This is a genomic window from Pseudomonas sp. BN102 (assembly GCF_029871245.1).
GTDB lineage: Bacteria > Pseudomonadota > Gammaproteobacteria > Pseudomonadales > Pseudomonadaceae > Metapseudomonas.
Genome location: NZ_SSON01000007.1, coordinates 1 through 15,926, shown reverse-complemented (window position 1 = coordinate 15,926; position 15,926 = coordinate 1). Strand labels below are relative to the sequence as shown.

Here is a 15,926-nt window from a genome sequence, read left to right as displayed (position 1 = left end):
CGCGCCACCCGCGCGCGCTACCTGGCCATGATCCAGCAGGCCGCCAGCGACGGCCCGCAGCGCGGCAAGCTGCAGTGCGCCAACTTCGCCCACGGGGTGGCCGGCTGCGGCGGCGGCGACAAGCAGCGCCTGCGCCTGCTGGACTCGGCCAACGTGGCGATCGTCACCGCCTACAACGACATGCTCTCGGCGCACCAGCCCTACGAGGACTACCCGGAGAAGCTGCGCCAGGCCCTGCGCGAGATCGGCTCGGTGGGGCAGGTGGCCGGCGGCGTGCCGGCCATGTGCGACGGCGTCACCCAGGGCGAGCCGGGCATGGAGCTGGGCATCGCCAGCCGCGAGGTGATTGCGCTGTCCACCGCGGTGGCGCTGTCGCACAACATGTTCGACGCCGCGCTGTTCCTTGGCATCTGCGACAAGATCGTCCCCGGCCTGCTGATGGGCGCGCTGCGCTTCGGCCACCTGCCGTCGATCTTCGTCCCCGCCGGGCCGATGCCGTCCGGGCTGTCGAACAAGGACAAGGCCGAGGTGCGCCAGCGCTACGCCGAGGGCAAGGCCAGCCGCGACGAGCTGCTCGAATCCGAGATGAAGGCCTACCACAGCCCCGGCACCTGCACCTTCTACGGCACCGCCAACACCAACCAGATGCTCATGGAGATCATGGGCCTGCACCTGCCGGGCGCCTCCTTCGTCAACCCGAACACCCCGCTGCGCGAGGCGCTGACCGTGGAGACCGCGCGCCAGGTCACCCGGCTGACCAAACAGAGCGGGCAGTTCCTGCCGCTCGGCGAGCTCGTCGACGAGCGCGTGCTGATCAACGCGGTGGTGGCCCTGCACGCCACCGGCGGCTCCACCAACCACACCCTGCACCTGCCGGCGATCGCCCAGGCGGCCGGCATCCAGCTGACCTGGCAGGACATGGCCGAGCTGTCCGCGGTGGTGCCGACCCTGGCCCACGTCTATCCGAACGGCACGGCCGACATCAACCACTTCCACGCCGCCGGCGGGGTGGCCTTCCTGGTGCGCGAGCTGCTCGACGCCGGGCTGCTCCATGAGGACGTCAACACCGTGATGGGCCGCGGCCTGCGCCGCTACACCCAGGAGCCGTTCCTCGAGGACGGCCGGCTGGTCTGGCGCGAAGGTGCCGGCCAGAGCCTCGACGCGAGCATCCTGCGCCCGGTGGCGAACCCGTTCTCGGCGGAGGGCGGCCTGCGGGTGATGGTCGGCAACCTCGGCCGCGGGGTGATGAAGGTCTCCGCGGTGGCGCCCGAGCACCAGGTGGTGGAAGCGCCGGTGCGGGTGTTCCATGACCAGCAGGCGCTGGCCGAGGCGTTCCAGGCCGGCGAACTGGACCGCGACCTGGTGGCGGTGATGCGCTTCCAGGGCCCGCGCAGCAACGGCATGCCCGAGCTGCACAAGCTGACCCCCTTCCTCGGCGTGCTGCAGGACCGTGGCTACCAGGTGGCGCTGGTCACCGACGGGCGCATGTCCGGCGCCTCGGGCAAGATCCCGGCGGCGATCCACGTCTGCCCGGAAGCCTTCGACGGCGGCCCGCTGGCGCGGGTGCGCGATGGTGACATCCTCCGCGTCGACGGCCGCGCCGGGACCCTGGAGCTGCAGGTGGATGCCGCCGAGTTCGCCGCCCGCGAACCGGCACGCTGGGACCTGGAGGCCAACGTCGGCACCGGCCGCGAGCTGTTCGCCTTCATGCGCGAGGCGTTCAGCACGGCGGAGCAGGGCGCCAGTGCCTTCACCCGTAACCTGGAGACCTTGAAGTGAAGCTGGCGCTGGTCGGAGATATCGGTGGCACCAATGCGCGTTTCGCCCTCTGGCGCGACGAGAAGCTGGAGTCGGTACGGGTGCTGGCCACCGCCGACTTCGCCGGGCCGGAACAGGCCATCAGCCATTACCTGGCCGGCCTCGGCCTTGCCGTGGGCAGCCTGGGGGCCGCCTGCCTGGCGGTGGCCGGGCCGGTGAGCGGCGAGCATTTCCGCTTCACCAACAACCACTGGCGCCTCAGTCGTTCGGCGTTCTGCCGCACCCTCAAAGTGGACGAGCTGTTGCTGGTCAACGACTTCACCGCCATGGCCCTGGGGATGACCCGCCTGAAGGACCATGAGCGCCTGCAGATCTGCCCCGGCATCGCCGAACCGGACAGTCCGGCGGTGGTGATCGGGCCGGGCACGGGCCTGGGCGTCGGTACTCTGCTGCCCCTGGGCGAAGGACGCTGGAAGGCGCTGCCGGGGGAGGGCGGTCATGTGGACTTGCCGGTGGGCAACCTGCGCGAGGCGGCCCTCTGGCAGCAGCTGCACGGTCAATTGGGCCATGTCAGCGCCGAGAATGTGCTCAGCGGCAATGGCCTGCTCCAGCTCTATCGAGCCGTTTGCGCTGTGGACGGTCACCTGCCGCGCCTGGCCTCGCCGGCCGAGGTGAGCGCCGCCGCCCTGGCCGGCGACCCGCTGGCCGAGGAGGTGCTGGAGCTGTTCTGCAGCTGGCTCGGCCGAGTGGCCGGCAACAACGTGCTGACCCTTGGCGGACGTGGCGGCGTGTATATAGTCGGCGGCGTGGTGCCGCGCTTTGCGGCCTTCTTCCAGAAAAGCGGCTTCGCCCGCGCCTTTGCCAGCAAGGGCTGCATGAGCGGCTATTTCGAGGGCATCCCGGTATGGCTGGTGACCGCCGAATATCCCGGCCTGGAAGGGGCGGGCGTCGCTCTGGAGCAGAAGGCGTTTCATAGGATGGGTTGAGCGGAGCGAAACCGATCCTACGTACTGAAGTAGGGTGGATCACGCTTCACCGATCTACCATCGGCGGCTGGCCTGACCGCGCTGGTGGATGTGAAAAGCGACATCCACCCTACCTTTCAGTTCCTGCATCGAGTGAACCGATAACAACAAAGGAAGGCCACTGTGAGCCAATCCGGAAAATCTATTCTCCTGGTGGATGACGACCAGGAGATTCGCGAACTGCTCGAGACCTATCTGAGCCGTGCCGGTTTCCAGGTGCGCAGCGTCGCCGATGGCGAAGGCTTTCGTCGCGCCATGGGCGAGGAGGCGGCGGACCTGGTGATACTCGACGTGATGCTGCCCGACGAGGATGGCTTCAGCCTGTGCCGCTGGGTGCGCGCGCACCAGCGCCTGGCCCGGGTGCCGATCATCATGCTCACCGCCAGCTCTGACGAGGCCGACCGCGTGATTGGCCTGGAGCTGGGCGCCGACGACTACCTGGGCAAGCCCTTCAGCCCCCGCGAACTGCTGGCGCGGATCAAGGCCCTGCTGCGCCGTGTCGGCTTCGGCCAGGAGCGTGCCGTGGTGGAGGTGCTGGCCTTCGACGACTGGCGCCTGGACATGATCAGTCACCGCCTGTTCCACCTCGACGGCGAGGAGGTGATCCTCTCCGGCGCCGACTTCGCCCTGCTGAAACTCTTCCTCGATCACCCGCAGCAGATCCTCGACCGCGACACCATCGCCAACGCCACCCGCGGCCGCGAGGTGTTGCCGCTGGAGCGCATCGTCGACATGGCCGTGAGCCGCCTGCGCCAGCGCCTGCGCGACACCGGCAAGGCGCCGCGGCTGATCCGCACCGTCCGCGGTGCAGGCTACCTGCTGGCGGCCCAGGTCACGCCGCACAACCATGCCTAGCCGCCTGCGGCTGGTGCCGCGTTCGCTGCTCGGGCGCATGCTCTTCCTCACCCTGCTGGTGGTGCTGCTGGCCCAGGCGCTGTCCAGCGTCATCTGGCTGTCGCAACTGCGCGCGAGCCAGATGGAAGGCCTGCTCACCAGCGCCCGCAGCCTGGCCCAATCCATGGCCGCCAGCGTCAGTTACATCCGCTCGCTGCCGCTCGGCTACCGCCCGATGGTGCTGGATCAGCTGCGCAGCATGGGCGGCACGCGCTTCTTCGTCTCCCTCAATGACAAGCCGCTGGACATGCGGGTGTTGCCGGAAACGCCGCGCAAGCGCGCGGTGCTGGACGAGGTGGAGGTGGTGCTGCGCGAGCGCCTGGGCAAGCAGGTGGACCTGTCCCTGCACTTCGTCGCGCCGGACGAGCTGCGCATTTTCAACAGTGGTCTGAAGCTCGACGAGCTGCCGCGTTCCTGGGCCCATTACGCCCTGACCCTGGAGCCGGTGAATCCCCCGGTCCTGGTAACGCAGATCCAGATCGGTCCCAGCGAATGGCTGTACCTTGCTTCGTTGATGCCCGAGCCCTATGCCAGCCTGGAAGACCAGGGCCTGCCTACCCAGCAGCTGTGGTTCATCGTCCTCACCAGCAGCTTCCTGCTGTTGTTCATCGGCCTGCTGGTGCACTGGCAGAGCCGGCCGCTGAAGCGCCTGGCCACGGCAGCGCGGGAGATGTCCCTGGGTGCCGAGGTGGAGCCGCTGCCTGAAGCCGGCGGTAGCGAAGTGGTGGAGGTGAGCCGCGCCTTCAACAGCATGCGCGAACGCATCAGTCGCTACCTCAGCGAACGCAGCCAGTTGTTCAGCGCCATCTCCCATGACCTGCGCACGCCCATCACCCGCCTGCGCCTGCGAGTGGAGCTGCTGGACGACGAGGTGATGCAGACCAAGTTCAGTCGCGACCTGGACGAGTTGGAGCTGCTGGTCAAGGGCGCCTTGCAGTGCGTGAAGGACACCGACATCCACGAGAACATCGAGCAGGTGGACCTCAACCACCTGCTGCACGGCCTGGTGGAGCCCTACCTCGGCACCGGCCAGGTGACCCTGGAGGGTGAGGCACTTTCCTGCTACCCCGGCAAGCCGCTGGCCCTGCGCCGCTGCATCGGCAACCTGGTGGACAACGCGCTGAAGTACGGCGAACGCGCGCACCTGCAGATCGAAGACAGTAGCGACGCCTTCGTCCTGCATGTGGATGACGAAGGTCCCGGCGTGCCCGAACAGCGGCTGGAGCAGGTGTTCGAGCCGCACTTCCGCCTGGCCGGCCACCAGCAGGGTTACGGCCTGGGCCTGGGCATCGCGCGCAACCTGGCACACAGTCATGGCGGGGAGCTGAGTTTGCAGAACCTGCGGGAGGGTGGGCTGAGGGTGACACTCTGGTTGCCGAGGCAGGCGGGGTAGTCCGTTGCCCTCTCCCCAACCCTCTCCCTGAAGGGAGAGGGGGCTGTCCGTGCGTGAGTTGAGCTTTGGCAAAATCCTGCAAGCGCGAGTCACCCCTCTCCTCTTCAGGGAGAGGGGCCGGGGGAGAGGGCGCCTCTCCGTGCACCGAGTTTTGTAACCACCCCGTGACCATCCACTATCCCTTTGTTACCCGCGGCCTTGAGCGCCGTGGTTAGACTGCAGGCAAGCGCAAGCACCGACTTGCACAGCCATAAAAACAAAAAGGTGTCCCACCCATGAATGCCGTCTCCCGCTTGGCCGCTGTCGTTTCCCTCGCCTCGCTGTTTCCCTTGTCCTCCCTCGCCGGTGAAGTGGAGGTCCTGCACTGGTGGACTTCCGGTGGCGAGAAGCGTGCCGCCGATACCCTGCAGAAACTCGTCGAAGAAAAAGGCCACAGCTGGAAGGACTTCGCTGTCGCCGGTGGTGGTGGCGAGGCCGCCATGACTGTGCTGAAGACCCGCGCCGTGTCCGGTAACCCGCCCTCGGCCGCGCAGATCAAGGGGCCGGATATCCAGGAGTGGGGAGAGCTGGGCCTGCTCGCCGGGCTGGACGAGGTCTCCACCGAGGGCAAGTGGGATTCCCTGCTGTCGAAGCAGGTGGCGGACGTCATGAAGTACGACGGTCACTACGTGGCCGTGCCGGTCAACGTGCACCGGGTCAACTGGCTGTGGATCAACCCCCAGGTGTTCCAGAAAGCCGGCGCCACGCCGCCGACCACCCTCGACGAATTCTTTGTTGCCGCCGACAAGCTCAAGGCGGCCGGCTTCATTCCGCTCGCCCACGGCGGCCAGCCCTGGCAGGACGGCACCGTGTTCGAGGACCTGGTGATCAGCATCCTCGGACCCCAGGGTTACCACAAGGCCTTCGTCGAGCAGGACAAGGCCACCCTCACCAGCGACAAGATGGTCGAGGTCTTCGTCGCCCTGAAAAAGCTGCGCGGCTACGTCGATCCCGACGCCGCCGGCCGCGACTGGAACAGTGCCGCCGGCCTGGTCATCAATGGCAAGGCCGGCATGCAGATCATGGGTGACTGGGCCAAGAGCGAATGGAGCGCCGCCGGCAAGGTGGCGGGCAAGGATTACCAGTGCCTGCCGTTCCCCGGCACCCAGGGCAGCTTCGCCTACAACATCGACTCCCTGGCGATGTTCAAGCTCAGCGATGAGGCGAACATCAAGGCGCAGAACGACCTGGCGCGCACCGTGCTGGAGCCGCAGTTCCAGCAGTTCTTCAACCAGAACAAGGGCTCCATACCGGTTCGCCTGGACCAGGACATGTCGAGCTTCGACGCCTGCGCCCAGCAGTCCATGAAGGACTTCAAGCAGGCCGCAGCGGGAGACGGCCTGCAGCCCAGCCTGGCCCACGGCATGGCCGCCTCCAGCTACGTGCAGGGCGCGGTGTTCGACGTGGTGACCAACTTCTTCAACGACCCCGCCGCCGACCCGAAGAAGGCCGTGCAGCAACTGGCCGCCGCCATCCAGGCGGTGCAGTAAGCGGTCGGGCCGCATAGCGGCCCCTTCAATTCCAATTGGTTCTCGAGGGTGCCGGCAGGCGCCAGGGGTTCCTGCTGCTCCTCGCCAGCCCCTCTCCCGCAGGCGGGAGAGGGGAGTAGAACCACTCACCCATGGAGCTATTCCTCATGAGCTCAACCGCAGTTTTCGCCAAGGCCTCACCGCTGGACGCGCTGCAACGCTGGCTACCCAAGGTGGTGCTGGCGCCCAGCGTGCTGATCGTGCTGGTCGGTTTCTACGGCTACATCCTCTGGACCTTCCTGCTGTCCTTCACCAACTCGCGTTTCATGCCCAGCTACAAGTGGGTCGGGCTGCAGCAGTACGAGCGCCTGCTGGACAACGATCGCTGGTGGGTGGCCAGCCAGAACCTGCTGGTGTTCGGCGGCCTGTTCATCACCACCAGCCTGGTGCTCGGCGTGCTGCTGGCGGTGCTGCTGGATCAGCGAATCCGTCGCGAGGGCTTCATCCGCACCGTCTACCTCTACCCGATGGCGCTGTCGATGATCGTCACCGGCACGGCATGGAAGTGGCTGCTCAACCCGGGCCTCGGCCTGGATAAGCTGCTGCGTGACTGGGGCTGGGAAGGCTTCCGCCTGGACTGGCTGGTGGACCCGGACCGGGTCGTCTACTGCCTGGTGATCGCCGCCGTGTGGCAGTCCTCGGGCTTCGTCATGGCGCTGTTCCTCGCTGGCCTGCGCGGGGTGGACCAGTCGATCATCCGCGCCGCCCAGGTGGATGGCGCCAGCCTGCCGACCATCTACCTGCGCATCGTCCTGCCGAGCCTGCGGCCGGTGTTCTTCAGCGCGCTGATGATCCTCGCCCACATCGCCATCAAGAGCTTCGACCTGGTGGCGGCGATGACCGCTGGCGGCCCCGGCTACGCCTCCGACCTGCCGGCGATGTTCATGTACGCCCACACCTTCACCCGCGGCCAGATGGGCCTCGGCGCCGCCAGCGCGATGCTCATGCTCGGTGCGGTGCTGGCGATCCTGGTGCCCTACCTGTACTCCGAACTGAGGAACAAGCGCCATGACTAGCCTGGCCGGAAAACCTGCCTTCAGCTTCAGCCGCCTGGCCATCTACGCCACCTTGATCCTGGCGTGCGCCGTGTACCTGGTGCCGCTGGTGGTGATGCTGCTGACCAGCTTCAAGACCTCGGACGACATCCGCACCGGCAACCTGCTGTCGATTCCGGACGTGTTCACGCTGGTGGGCTGGGCCAAGGCCTGGGCCAGCGTCGGTGGCTACTTCTGGAACTCGGTGAAGATCACCGTGCCGGCCGTGCTGATCTCGACCCTGCTCGGTGCGCTGAACGGCTACGTGCTGTCGATGTGGCGCTTCCGCGGCTCGCAGCTGTTCTTCGGGTTGCTGCTGTTCGGCTGCTTCCTGCCGTTCCAGGTGGTGCTGCTGCCGGCCTCCTTCACCCTCGGCCAGTTCGGCCTGGCCAACACCACCGGCGGCCTGGTGCTGGTCCACGTGGTCTACGGCCTGGCCTTCACCACGCTGTTCTTCCGCAACTTCTACGTGAGCATCCCGGAGGCCCTGGTGCGTGCGGCGCGGCTGGATGGGGCGGGGTTCTTCACCATCTTCGGGCGCATCCTGCTGCCGATGTCGGTGCCGACCATCATGGTCTGCCTGATCTGGCAGTTCACCCAGATCTGGAACGACTTCCTCTTCGGCGTGGTGTTCGCCAGCGGCGACAGCCAGCCCATCACCGTGGCCCTGAACAACCTGGTGAACACCAGCACCGGGGCCAAGGAATACAACGTCGACATGGCCGCCGCGATGATCGCCGGCCTGCCCACCCTGCTGGTCTATGTGCTGGCCGGCAAATACTTCCTGCGCGGGCTCACTGCCGGCGCCGTCAAAGGCTAGGAGTCGCACCCATGGCAACCCTCGAACTGCGCAACGTCAACAAGTCCTATGGCAGCGGCCTGGCGGACACTCTGAAGAACATCGAGCTGTCCATCGACTCCGGCGAGTTCCTGATCCTGGTGGGGCCGTCCGGTTGCGGAAAATCCACCCTGATGAACTGCATTGCCGGACTGGAGAGCATCAGCGGCGGCGCGATCATGGTGGACGACGCCGATATCAGCGGCATGAGCCCCAAGGATCGGGACATCGCCATGGTGTTCCAGTCCTACGCCCTGTACCCGACCATGAGCGTGCGCGAGAACATCGCCTTCGGCCTGAAGATCCGCAAGATGCCGGCCACCGAGATCGACGCCGAAGTCGCCCGCGTGGCCAAGCTACTGCAGATCGAGCACCTGCTGGAGCGCAAGCCGGGCCAGCTCTCTGGTGGCCAGCAGCAGCGTGTCGCCATGGGCCGGGCGCTGGCGCGGCGGCCGAAGATCTACCTGTTCGACGAGCCGCTGTCGAACCTCGACGCGAAGCTGCGGGTGGAGATGCGCACCGAGATCAAGCTGATGCACCAGCGGCTGAAGACCACCACCGTCTACGTCACCCATGACCAGATCGAGGCCATGACCCTGGGCGACAAGGTAGCGGTGATGAAGGACGGCATCATCCAGCAGTTCGGCACCCCGCAACAGATCTACAACGACCCGGCCAACCTCTTCGTCGCCGGCTTCATGGGGTCGCCGCCGATGAACTTCATCCCCCTGCGCCTGCAGCGCCGTGACGGCCGCCTGGTGGGCCTGCTGGACAGCGCCGACGGCCACTGCGAGCTGCCGCTGGGCGAGGCCGACAGCGAACTGGAAGGGCGCGAGCTGATTCTCGGCATCCGCCCGGAACAGATCCAGGTAGGCGGCGCCGCGGCGGGTATCCGCGCCGAGGTGCAGGTGCTCGAACCCACCGGGCCGGACACCCTGGCCTTCGTCGAGATCAACCAGACCAAGGTCTGCGTGCGGCTGGCGCCGGATGCCGCGCCGCGGGTGGGCGAAACCCTGGAGCTGCAGTTCGCCCCGGACAAGGTGCTGCTGTTCGACGCGCAAAGCGGCGAGCGTCTGGGCGGCCTGGGAAACACCAGCGGCCTCGAGCGCCCGGCCAAGATCGCGCAACTGATGGGCTTGTAGGAGCGGGCTTGCTCGCGAAGGGCTGGCACGGAGCCGGGCTGTTCGCGAGCAAGCTCGCTCCTACAGGGCAAGGCATCCCGATAAGACGATCCATCGAAACACAACAATAAAAATCTGGAGTGGACATGAGCACGACTTTCAAAGGTTTGTGGGTACTGCCCTGCGCGCTTTTCGCGGTTTCGGGGGTGGCGCAGGCGGTGGAGTTCACCGGCTACGTGCGTAGCGGCGCCGGTGGTTCCAGCGAGGGCGGCACGCAATCCTGCTTCCAGCTGCCGGGGGCGCAATCCAAGTACCGCCTGGGCAACGAGTGCGAGCAGTACATCGAACTGGACCTGCGCCAGGACCTGCTCAAGCTCGACGACGGCTCGGTGATCAGCGTCGAGGGCATGGCGCAGCTCTACAACGAATATGGCCATACCCCCGAATTCACCGGAGACCACGGCTTCGCGCGGATGAACCAGATGTACGCCGAGTGGAGCAACATGCCGGCGCTGAATGGGGGCTCCTTCTGGGCCGGTCGCCGTTTCTACAAGCGCAACGACATCCACATCTCCGACTACTACTACTGGAACCAGAGCGCCACCGGCTTCGGTTTCGACGAAGTGGCTATCGGCGACCTCAAGTACAGCTACGTCTTCTCACGCAAGGACAACTACGACCAGGACCCCTACATCAACCGCCACGACTTCAACGTCGGCGGCTTCCAGACCAATCCCGGCGGCGAGGTCGAACTGGGCGTCAGCTACATCGACAAGCCCGACAGCACCGACGCCCACAGCGGCTGGGCGGTGGCCGCGCAGCACAAGCAGCAGGCATTCCTCGGCGGGGTGAATACCTTCGCCCTGCAATACGGCCGCGGCCCGGGCACTGCTCTGGGCTACACCGGCGACCCGACCCTGGACAACGCCAACAAGAGCTGGCGCGTGGTGGAGTTCTTCGACTGGCAGGTGACGCCACGCTTCGGCGGCCAGTTCGAGATCGTCTACCAGAAGGACACCCGTCCTGACGGCGACGACCAGAACTGGCTCTCCGTCGGCGTACGTCCGGTCTACGCCATCACCGAGCAGTTCAAGCTGGTCACGGAACTCGGCCGCGACCAGGTGGAAGCCCCCGGCGGCACCCGCAAGCTGACCAAGTTCACCATCGCCCCCACCTGGTCGCCAGCCGGCCCCGGCTTCTGGGAGCGCCCGGAAATCCGCCTCTACTACACCTACGCCAGTTGGAACGAAGCGGCCCAGCGTGCGGCCAGCCAACTGGCGGCCGGCTCGGCGCTCTCCGATACCGGCGCCTTCGGTGACGCGTTGCACGGCTCCAACTTCGGCGTGCAGCTGGAGTACTGGTGGAAGTGATGCGCAGCGCCAGGCCGCAGCTGGAGAAGGCGGGGGAGGGCGCGGACCATCCCCTCGCCGGCCTGTTGCGGCCGGCGGCCGGGCGGCCGTTCCGCTGGAGCGAGCAGCAGGGTCGCGAACTGCTGCTGGTGGAGCATCCGCGCTGCCACGCGGTGTTCAGCCGCCAGGGCGGCCAGTTGCTGCACTTCCAGGCCCGTGGCGAGCGCCCGCTGCTCTGGTGCGCAACGCGCTGGCCGAAGATCGGTGCCATACGCGGCGGCGTGCCGGTGTGCTGGCCCTGGTTCGGCCGCCATCCGACCGAGGGTGGCTGGCCCCATCATGGCTGGGCGCGCCTCTCCGATTGGCGGCTGATCTGCAAGGAGGCGGACGGCGACGGCGTGCGCCTCAGCTGGCGTCTCGACCTGCACGACTGGCAGGTGGAGCTGGAGGCCGCACTGGGCGAGCGCATGAGCCTGCAACTCATCACCCGTCATCGCGACAGCGAGCCCTGCGTGCTCAGCCACGGGTTGCACGCCTACTGGCGGGTCAGCGATGTGGCTCGGGTCGGGCTGCTGGGTCTGGATGGCGCCGAAGGGCGCGACCTGCTCAGCCGCGAGCCGTACCGGCAGGCGGGAGAGCTGCGGATCGTCGACGGCTGCCACAAAGTGTTCCGCCAGGGCGGCCGGGTGCGGATTCAGGACCCCGGCTGGCAGCGGCACATCTGCATCGATGGCGGCGGTAATCCGAATGCGGTGGTCTGGCATCCCGGTAGCCGGCCGCTCTGTGAGGTGAGCTGGGCGGAAAGCTTGGGATTTCTCGCCGTGCAGGGCGCGGCCTGTGGGGAGGACGGCCTGGAACTGGTGGCGGGGGAGGAGGCGAGGTTGAGCCTTGAGGCGTGGGTGGGTTCGTAGGTTGGGCCGGGCGGCGCTCCGCTGAGTTCGACGAAGCCCAACGATCCGGAGTCTCAGGTAAGGAATTGTTGGGCTTCGCTGCGCTCAGCCCAACCTACCAAGGCGCCGTGCTTCGTCAGGGCCTCAGGAAGGCTCTTCGTCACTCGGATAGCGGCTGGCATTGAGGCTTTCCTTGATCCTGCGCAGGTGCGGCTGGAAGTCCACGCCGCGGCGCAAGGTCATGCCGGTGGCGAGCACGTCGAGCACCGTGAGCTGGATGATGCGCGAGGTCATCGGCATGTAGATGTCGGTGTCTTCCGGCAGGGGGATGTCCAGGCTCAGGGTGCTCGCCTTGGCCAAGGGCGAGTTGGCCGCGGTGAGGCCGAGCACGGAGGCGCCGTTCTGCCGCGCCAGGCGCGCCACCTCCACCAGTTCGCGGGTGCGGCCGGTGTAGGAAATGATCACGAAGAGGTCGCCCGTGTGGGCCACCGAGGCCAGCATGCGCTGCATCAGCACATCGGAATGGGCGGAGACGGCGAGGTTGAAGCGGAAGAATTTGTGCTGGGCATCGAGGGCCACCGAGGCCGAGGCGCCGAGGCCGAAGAAGTGGATCTGCCGGGCCTGGATCATCAGGTCCACGGCGCGGCTGATCAGCTGCGGGTCGAGGCTTTGCAGTGCGCTGTCCAGCGAGGCGATGGCGCTGCCGAAGATCTTCCGCGTGTAGGCCTCGGGACCGTCGTCGGGCGCAACCGCCTGGCTCACGTAGGCGGCGCCGCTGGCCAGGCTCTGGGCCAGCTGCATCTTCAGTTCCGGGTAGCCGTTGACGCCGAAGGAGCGGCAGAAGCGATTCACGGTCGGTTCACTGACCTGCGCCGCCTGGGCCAGTGCGGCGATGCTGTAGCGGGTGGCCTGTTGCGGGTTGCGCAGTATCACTTCGGCGACCTTGCGTTCGGCCTTGTTGAGCTCGTCGAGGCGGTTCTGGATCTGTTCCAGCAGGTTGTGCACGCGGTCCATTTGGGTTCCTGGGAAGGGGCCTGCAATCGGTGGCCTATCGTATCAGGGGTGGGCCGCCGGAATCTGGGGTATAGGTAAATGTAGTTTTATTACTACATTTTGTCTTGATGGGCTGCTTAATTGGGTGTATTCATAAGCTCATGTTTGATGGAAGAACAAATATCATGGCCTCGCAACTTGTCGAACCCTGCACATTGGCCCTGTTCGGGGCCCTTGGCGACCTGGCGCTGCGCAAGCTGTTCCCGGCGCTCTACCAGCTGGATCGTGCCGGCCTGCTGCCGGCCGAAACGCGCATCCTCGCCCTGGCGCGCGAGGACGGCGACCCCGCCGCCCACCTGGACGCCATCGGTGAGCACCTGCGCCGCCACGTGCCGGCCAGGGAAGTAGAGGAGGGCGCCGTGCAACGCTTCCTGGCGCGCCTCGATTACCTGTCCATGGACTTCCGCGAGGCTGGCGCCTATCTGGGCCTGGTCGACAAGCTCGGTCCGGTAACCCAGCTGATCGCCTACTTCGCCACTCCGGCATCGGTGTACGGCGCCATCTGCGCCGGGCTGGCCGCCACCGGGCTCGCCGAGCGCACCCGGGTGGTGCTGGAAAAGCCGATCGGCCATGACCTGGAATCCTCCCGCGCGGTGAACGACGCGGTGGCGGCGCACTTCCCGGAGAACCGCACTTACCGGATCGATCACTACCTGGGCAAGGAGACGGTGCAGAACCTGATCGCCCTGCGCTTCGCCAACAGCCTGTTCGAAACCCAGTGGAACCAGCATCACATCTCCCACGTGGAAATCACCGTGGCCGAGCAGGTGGGCATCGAGGGCCGCTGGGGCTACTTCGACGAGGCCGGCCAGCTGCGCGACATGATCCAGAACCACCTCCTGCAGCTGCTCTGCCTGATCGCTATGGACCCGCCCAGCGACCTCTCCGCCGACAGCATCCGCGACGAGAAGGTGAAAGTGCTGAAAGCCCTGGCGCCCATCGCCCCGGAGCAACTCGGCCAGCAGGTGGTGCGCGGCCAGTACGTGGCGGGGAGCATCCTCGGCAAGTCGGTGCCCGGCTACCTGGAGGAGGACAACGCCAACACCCACAGCGACACCGAGACCTTCGTCGCCTTGCGCGCGGAGATTCGCAACTGGCGCTGGTCTGGCGTGCCCTTCTACCTGCGTACCGGCAAGCGCATGCCGCAGAAGCTTTCGCAGATCGTCATACACTTCAAGGAACCGCCGCACTACATCTTCGCCCCCGAGCAGCGGCCGCTGATCAGCAACCGGCTGATTATCCGCCTGCAACCGGACGAGGGTATTTCCCTGCAGGTGATGACCAAGGACCAGGGGCTGGACAAGGGCATGCAGCTGCGCAGCGGCCCGCTGCAGCTGAGCTTCTCCGACACCTTCCCTAGCGTGCGGATTCCGGATGCCTACGAGCGGCTGCTGCTGGAAGTGATGAAGGGCAACCAGAACCTCTTCGTGCGCAAGGACGAGATTGAGTACGCCTGGAAGTGGTGCGACCAACTGATCGCCGGCTGGCGGCAGCAGGGCGCCGCGCCCAAGCCCTATGCGGCAGGAACCTGGGGGCCGGTGGCCTCCATTGCATTGATCACCCGTGATGGCAGGAGCTGGTATGGCGATCTGTAATCTCGATCTGCCGCGGCAGGTCACGGGGCTCAGCCTCGGCAGCCCCGAACAATTGGCCGGCGAACTGGCCATCACCGTGGCCAACGCCCTGCGCGCGGCCATCGATTCCCGCGGCTCGGCCGTGCTGGTGGTGTCCGGCGGGCGCAGCCCGGTGGCCTTTTTCGAGCGGCTGTCCAGCCAGGTGCTCGACTGGTCGAAGGTGACCGTCAGCCTGGCTGACGAGCGCTGGGTGCCAGTCAGTCATCCAGACAGCAATGAAGGGTTGGTGCGCCGCCATCTGCTGCAAGGGGAGGCCGCCAGGGCGCGCTTCTTCGGCCTCTACCAGAGTGCGCCGAGCGTGGATGAGTCGGCCCGCCTGGCCGCAGCGGCGCTGGCCGAACTGGCGCCCATCGATGTGCTGGTGTTGGGCATGGGCGAGGATGGCCACACCGCCTCGCTCTTCCCTGGGAGCCCGAACCTGCGTGAGGCCCTGCGTGCCGATTGCTTGCAGCGCTGCCTGCCGATGCTGGCGCCCAGCGTGCCGCGACAGCGCCTGACCCTGACCTTGCCGCTGCTGGCCAGCGCCCAGCTGACCCTCCTGGCCGTGCAGGGCCAGGCGAAGCTGGCGACCTTGGCTGACGCCCTGGCCGGGGATGACGTGGCGGAGATGCCGATCCGCGCCTTCCTCCATCGACCCTTGGAAATCCACTGGTGCCCCTGAGCCCGAAGGACCGTATATGACCAGTCTCCCCAGCAACCGGGCCACCAGTCGCGACGCCCCGCCGAGCATGGCCGACAAGGCCGCCCTGATCGACATTCTCTGTGGTGCCGCGCGCATCCTCCCGGTGATCACCATCGAGCGCGAGCAGGACGTCCTGCCGCTGGCCGATGCCCTGGCCGCCGGCGGCCTGCGCACCCTGGAAATCACCCTGCGTTCCGAGCACGGCCTGGCCGCCATCCGCACCTTGCGCGAGCAGCGCCCGGAACTCTGCGTCGGCGCCGGCACCGTGCTCGACGAGCTGATGCTGGCCGAGGCCGAAGCCGCCGGCTCGCAGTTCATCGTCACGCCCGGCTGCACCGCCGAGCTGCTGCGCGCCGGCGTCTACAGCCCGCTGCCGCTGTTGCCGGGGATCAGCAGCGCCTCCGAGATCATGCTCGGCTACGCCCTCGGCTACCGCCGCTTCAAGCTGTTCCCGGCGGAGATCTGCGGCGGCATCAAGGCGCTCAAGGCCTTCGGCGGACCCTTCCCCGGCATCCGCTTCTGCCCCACGGGCGGGGTCAACCCCGGCAACCTGCGCGACTACATGGCCCTGGCCAATGTGATGTGCGTGGGCGGTAGCTGGATGCTGGACAAGGAGTGGATTCGCAACGGCGACTGGCAGCGGATCCAGGAGTGTTCGGCCGAGGCGCTGGCGCTGCTGGGCTGAGG

Annotated in this window: 14 protein-coding genes; 13 read left to right on the top strand and 1 reads right to left on the bottom strand. The window is 66.9% G+C overall.

Features of this window, described 5'->3' with window-relative positions:
- From edd to E8F12_RS00320, 10 genes are all read left to right on the top strand, one after another.
- On the top strand, window positions 1-1,779 hold a 1,779-nt coding region (gene edd, locus E8F12_RS00365; RefSeq protein ID WP_280323295.1), incomplete at its 5' end, for a phosphogluconate dehydratase.
- A complete protein-coding gene (locus E8F12_RS00360) occupies window positions 1,776-2,744 on the top strand; it encodes a glucokinase (protein WP_280323294.1) in 969 nt (322 codons plus the stop codon). The genes edd and E8F12_RS00360, both read left to right, overlap by 4 nt.
- A 162-nt stretch (window positions 2,745-2,906) precedes the next feature.
- A complete protein-coding gene (locus tag E8F12_RS00355) occupies window positions 2,907-3,638 on the top strand; it encodes a response regulator (RefSeq protein ID WP_280323292.1) in 732 nt (243 codons plus the stop codon).
- A gap of 13 nt (window positions 3,639-3,651) precedes the next feature.
- Entirely contained in the window at window positions 3,652-5,070 is a 1,419-nt protein-coding gene (locus tag E8F12_RS00350) for an ATP-binding protein (protein WP_280323298.1), read from the top strand.
- Between the two features lie 275 nt (window positions 5,071-5,345).
- A complete protein-coding gene (locus tag E8F12_RS00345; RefSeq protein ID WP_280323291.1) occupies window positions 5,346-6,599 on the top strand; it encodes an ABC transporter substrate-binding protein in 1,254 nt (417 codons plus the stop codon).
- A 146-nt stretch (window positions 6,600-6,745) separates the two neighbouring features.
- Window positions 6,746-7,654 carry a sugar ABC transporter permease gene (locus tag E8F12_RS00340; RefSeq protein ID WP_280323290.1) on the top strand — a complete coding sequence of 303 codons (909 nt, stop codon included), beginning with the start codon at window positions 6,746-6,748 and terminating at the stop codon, window positions 7,652-7,654.
- Complete coding sequence (locus tag E8F12_RS00335; protein ID WP_280323289.1) at window positions 7,647-8,492, top strand: carbohydrate ABC transporter permease; 846 nt, start codon at window positions 7,647-7,649, stop codon at window positions 8,490-8,492. The genes E8F12_RS00340 and E8F12_RS00335 overlap by 8 nt, the downstream gene beginning before the upstream one ends.
- A gap of 11 nt (window positions 8,493-8,503) precedes the next feature.
- A complete protein-coding gene (gene ugpC, locus E8F12_RS00330; protein WP_280323288.1) occupies window positions 8,504-9,652 on the top strand; it encodes a sn-glycerol-3-phosphate ABC transporter ATP-binding protein UgpC in 1,149 nt (382 codons plus the stop codon).
- Between the two features lie 125 nt (window positions 9,653-9,777).
- The gene (locus E8F12_RS00325) at window positions 9,778-11,001 is read left to right on the top strand and encodes a carbohydrate porin (RefSeq protein WP_280323287.1); all 1,224 of its coding nucleotides are present in this window, start codon (window positions 9,778-9,780) and stop codon (window positions 10,999-11,001) included.
- Entirely contained in the window at window positions 11,001-11,891 is an 891-nt protein-coding gene (locus E8F12_RS00320) for a D-hexose-6-phosphate mutarotase (RefSeq protein ID WP_280323297.1), read from the top strand. Before E8F12_RS00325 ends, E8F12_RS00320 begins: the two co-directional genes overlap by 1 nt.
- A 123-nt stretch (window positions 11,892-12,014) precedes the next feature.
- On the opposite strand, the gene E8F12_RS00315 is transcribed toward E8F12_RS00320, so the two are convergent.
- Window positions 12,015-12,875, bottom strand: a complete 861-nt coding sequence (locus E8F12_RS00315) for a MurR/RpiR family transcriptional regulator (protein WP_280323296.1) — start codon at window positions 12,873-12,875, stop codon at window positions 12,015-12,017.
- 173 nt (window positions 12,876-13,048) lie between these two features.
- Between E8F12_RS00315 and zwf the strand changes: the two genes are divergently transcribed.
- Genes zwf through E8F12_RS00300 form a run of 3 tightly spaced genes read left to right on the top strand, consistent with a single transcriptional unit; the run spans window position 13,049 to window position 15,924 of the window.
- Entirely contained in the window at window positions 13,049-14,518 is a 1,470-nt protein-coding gene (zwf, locus tag E8F12_RS00310) for a glucose-6-phosphate dehydrogenase (protein WP_280323286.1), read from the top strand.
- Entirely contained in the window at window positions 14,505-15,218 is a 714-nt protein-coding gene (gene pgl, locus E8F12_RS00305; RefSeq protein ID WP_280323285.1) for a 6-phosphogluconolactonase, read from the top strand. Before zwf ends, pgl begins: the two co-directional genes overlap by 14 nt.
- Window positions 15,219-15,234: 16 nt before the next feature.
- Complete coding sequence (locus E8F12_RS00300) at window positions 15,235-15,924, top strand: bifunctional 4-hydroxy-2-oxoglutarate aldolase/2-dehydro-3-deoxy-phosphogluconate aldolase (protein ID WP_280323284.1); 690 nt, start codon at window positions 15,235-15,237, stop codon at window positions 15,922-15,924.
- Window positions 15,925-15,926: the final 2 nt, after the last annotated feature.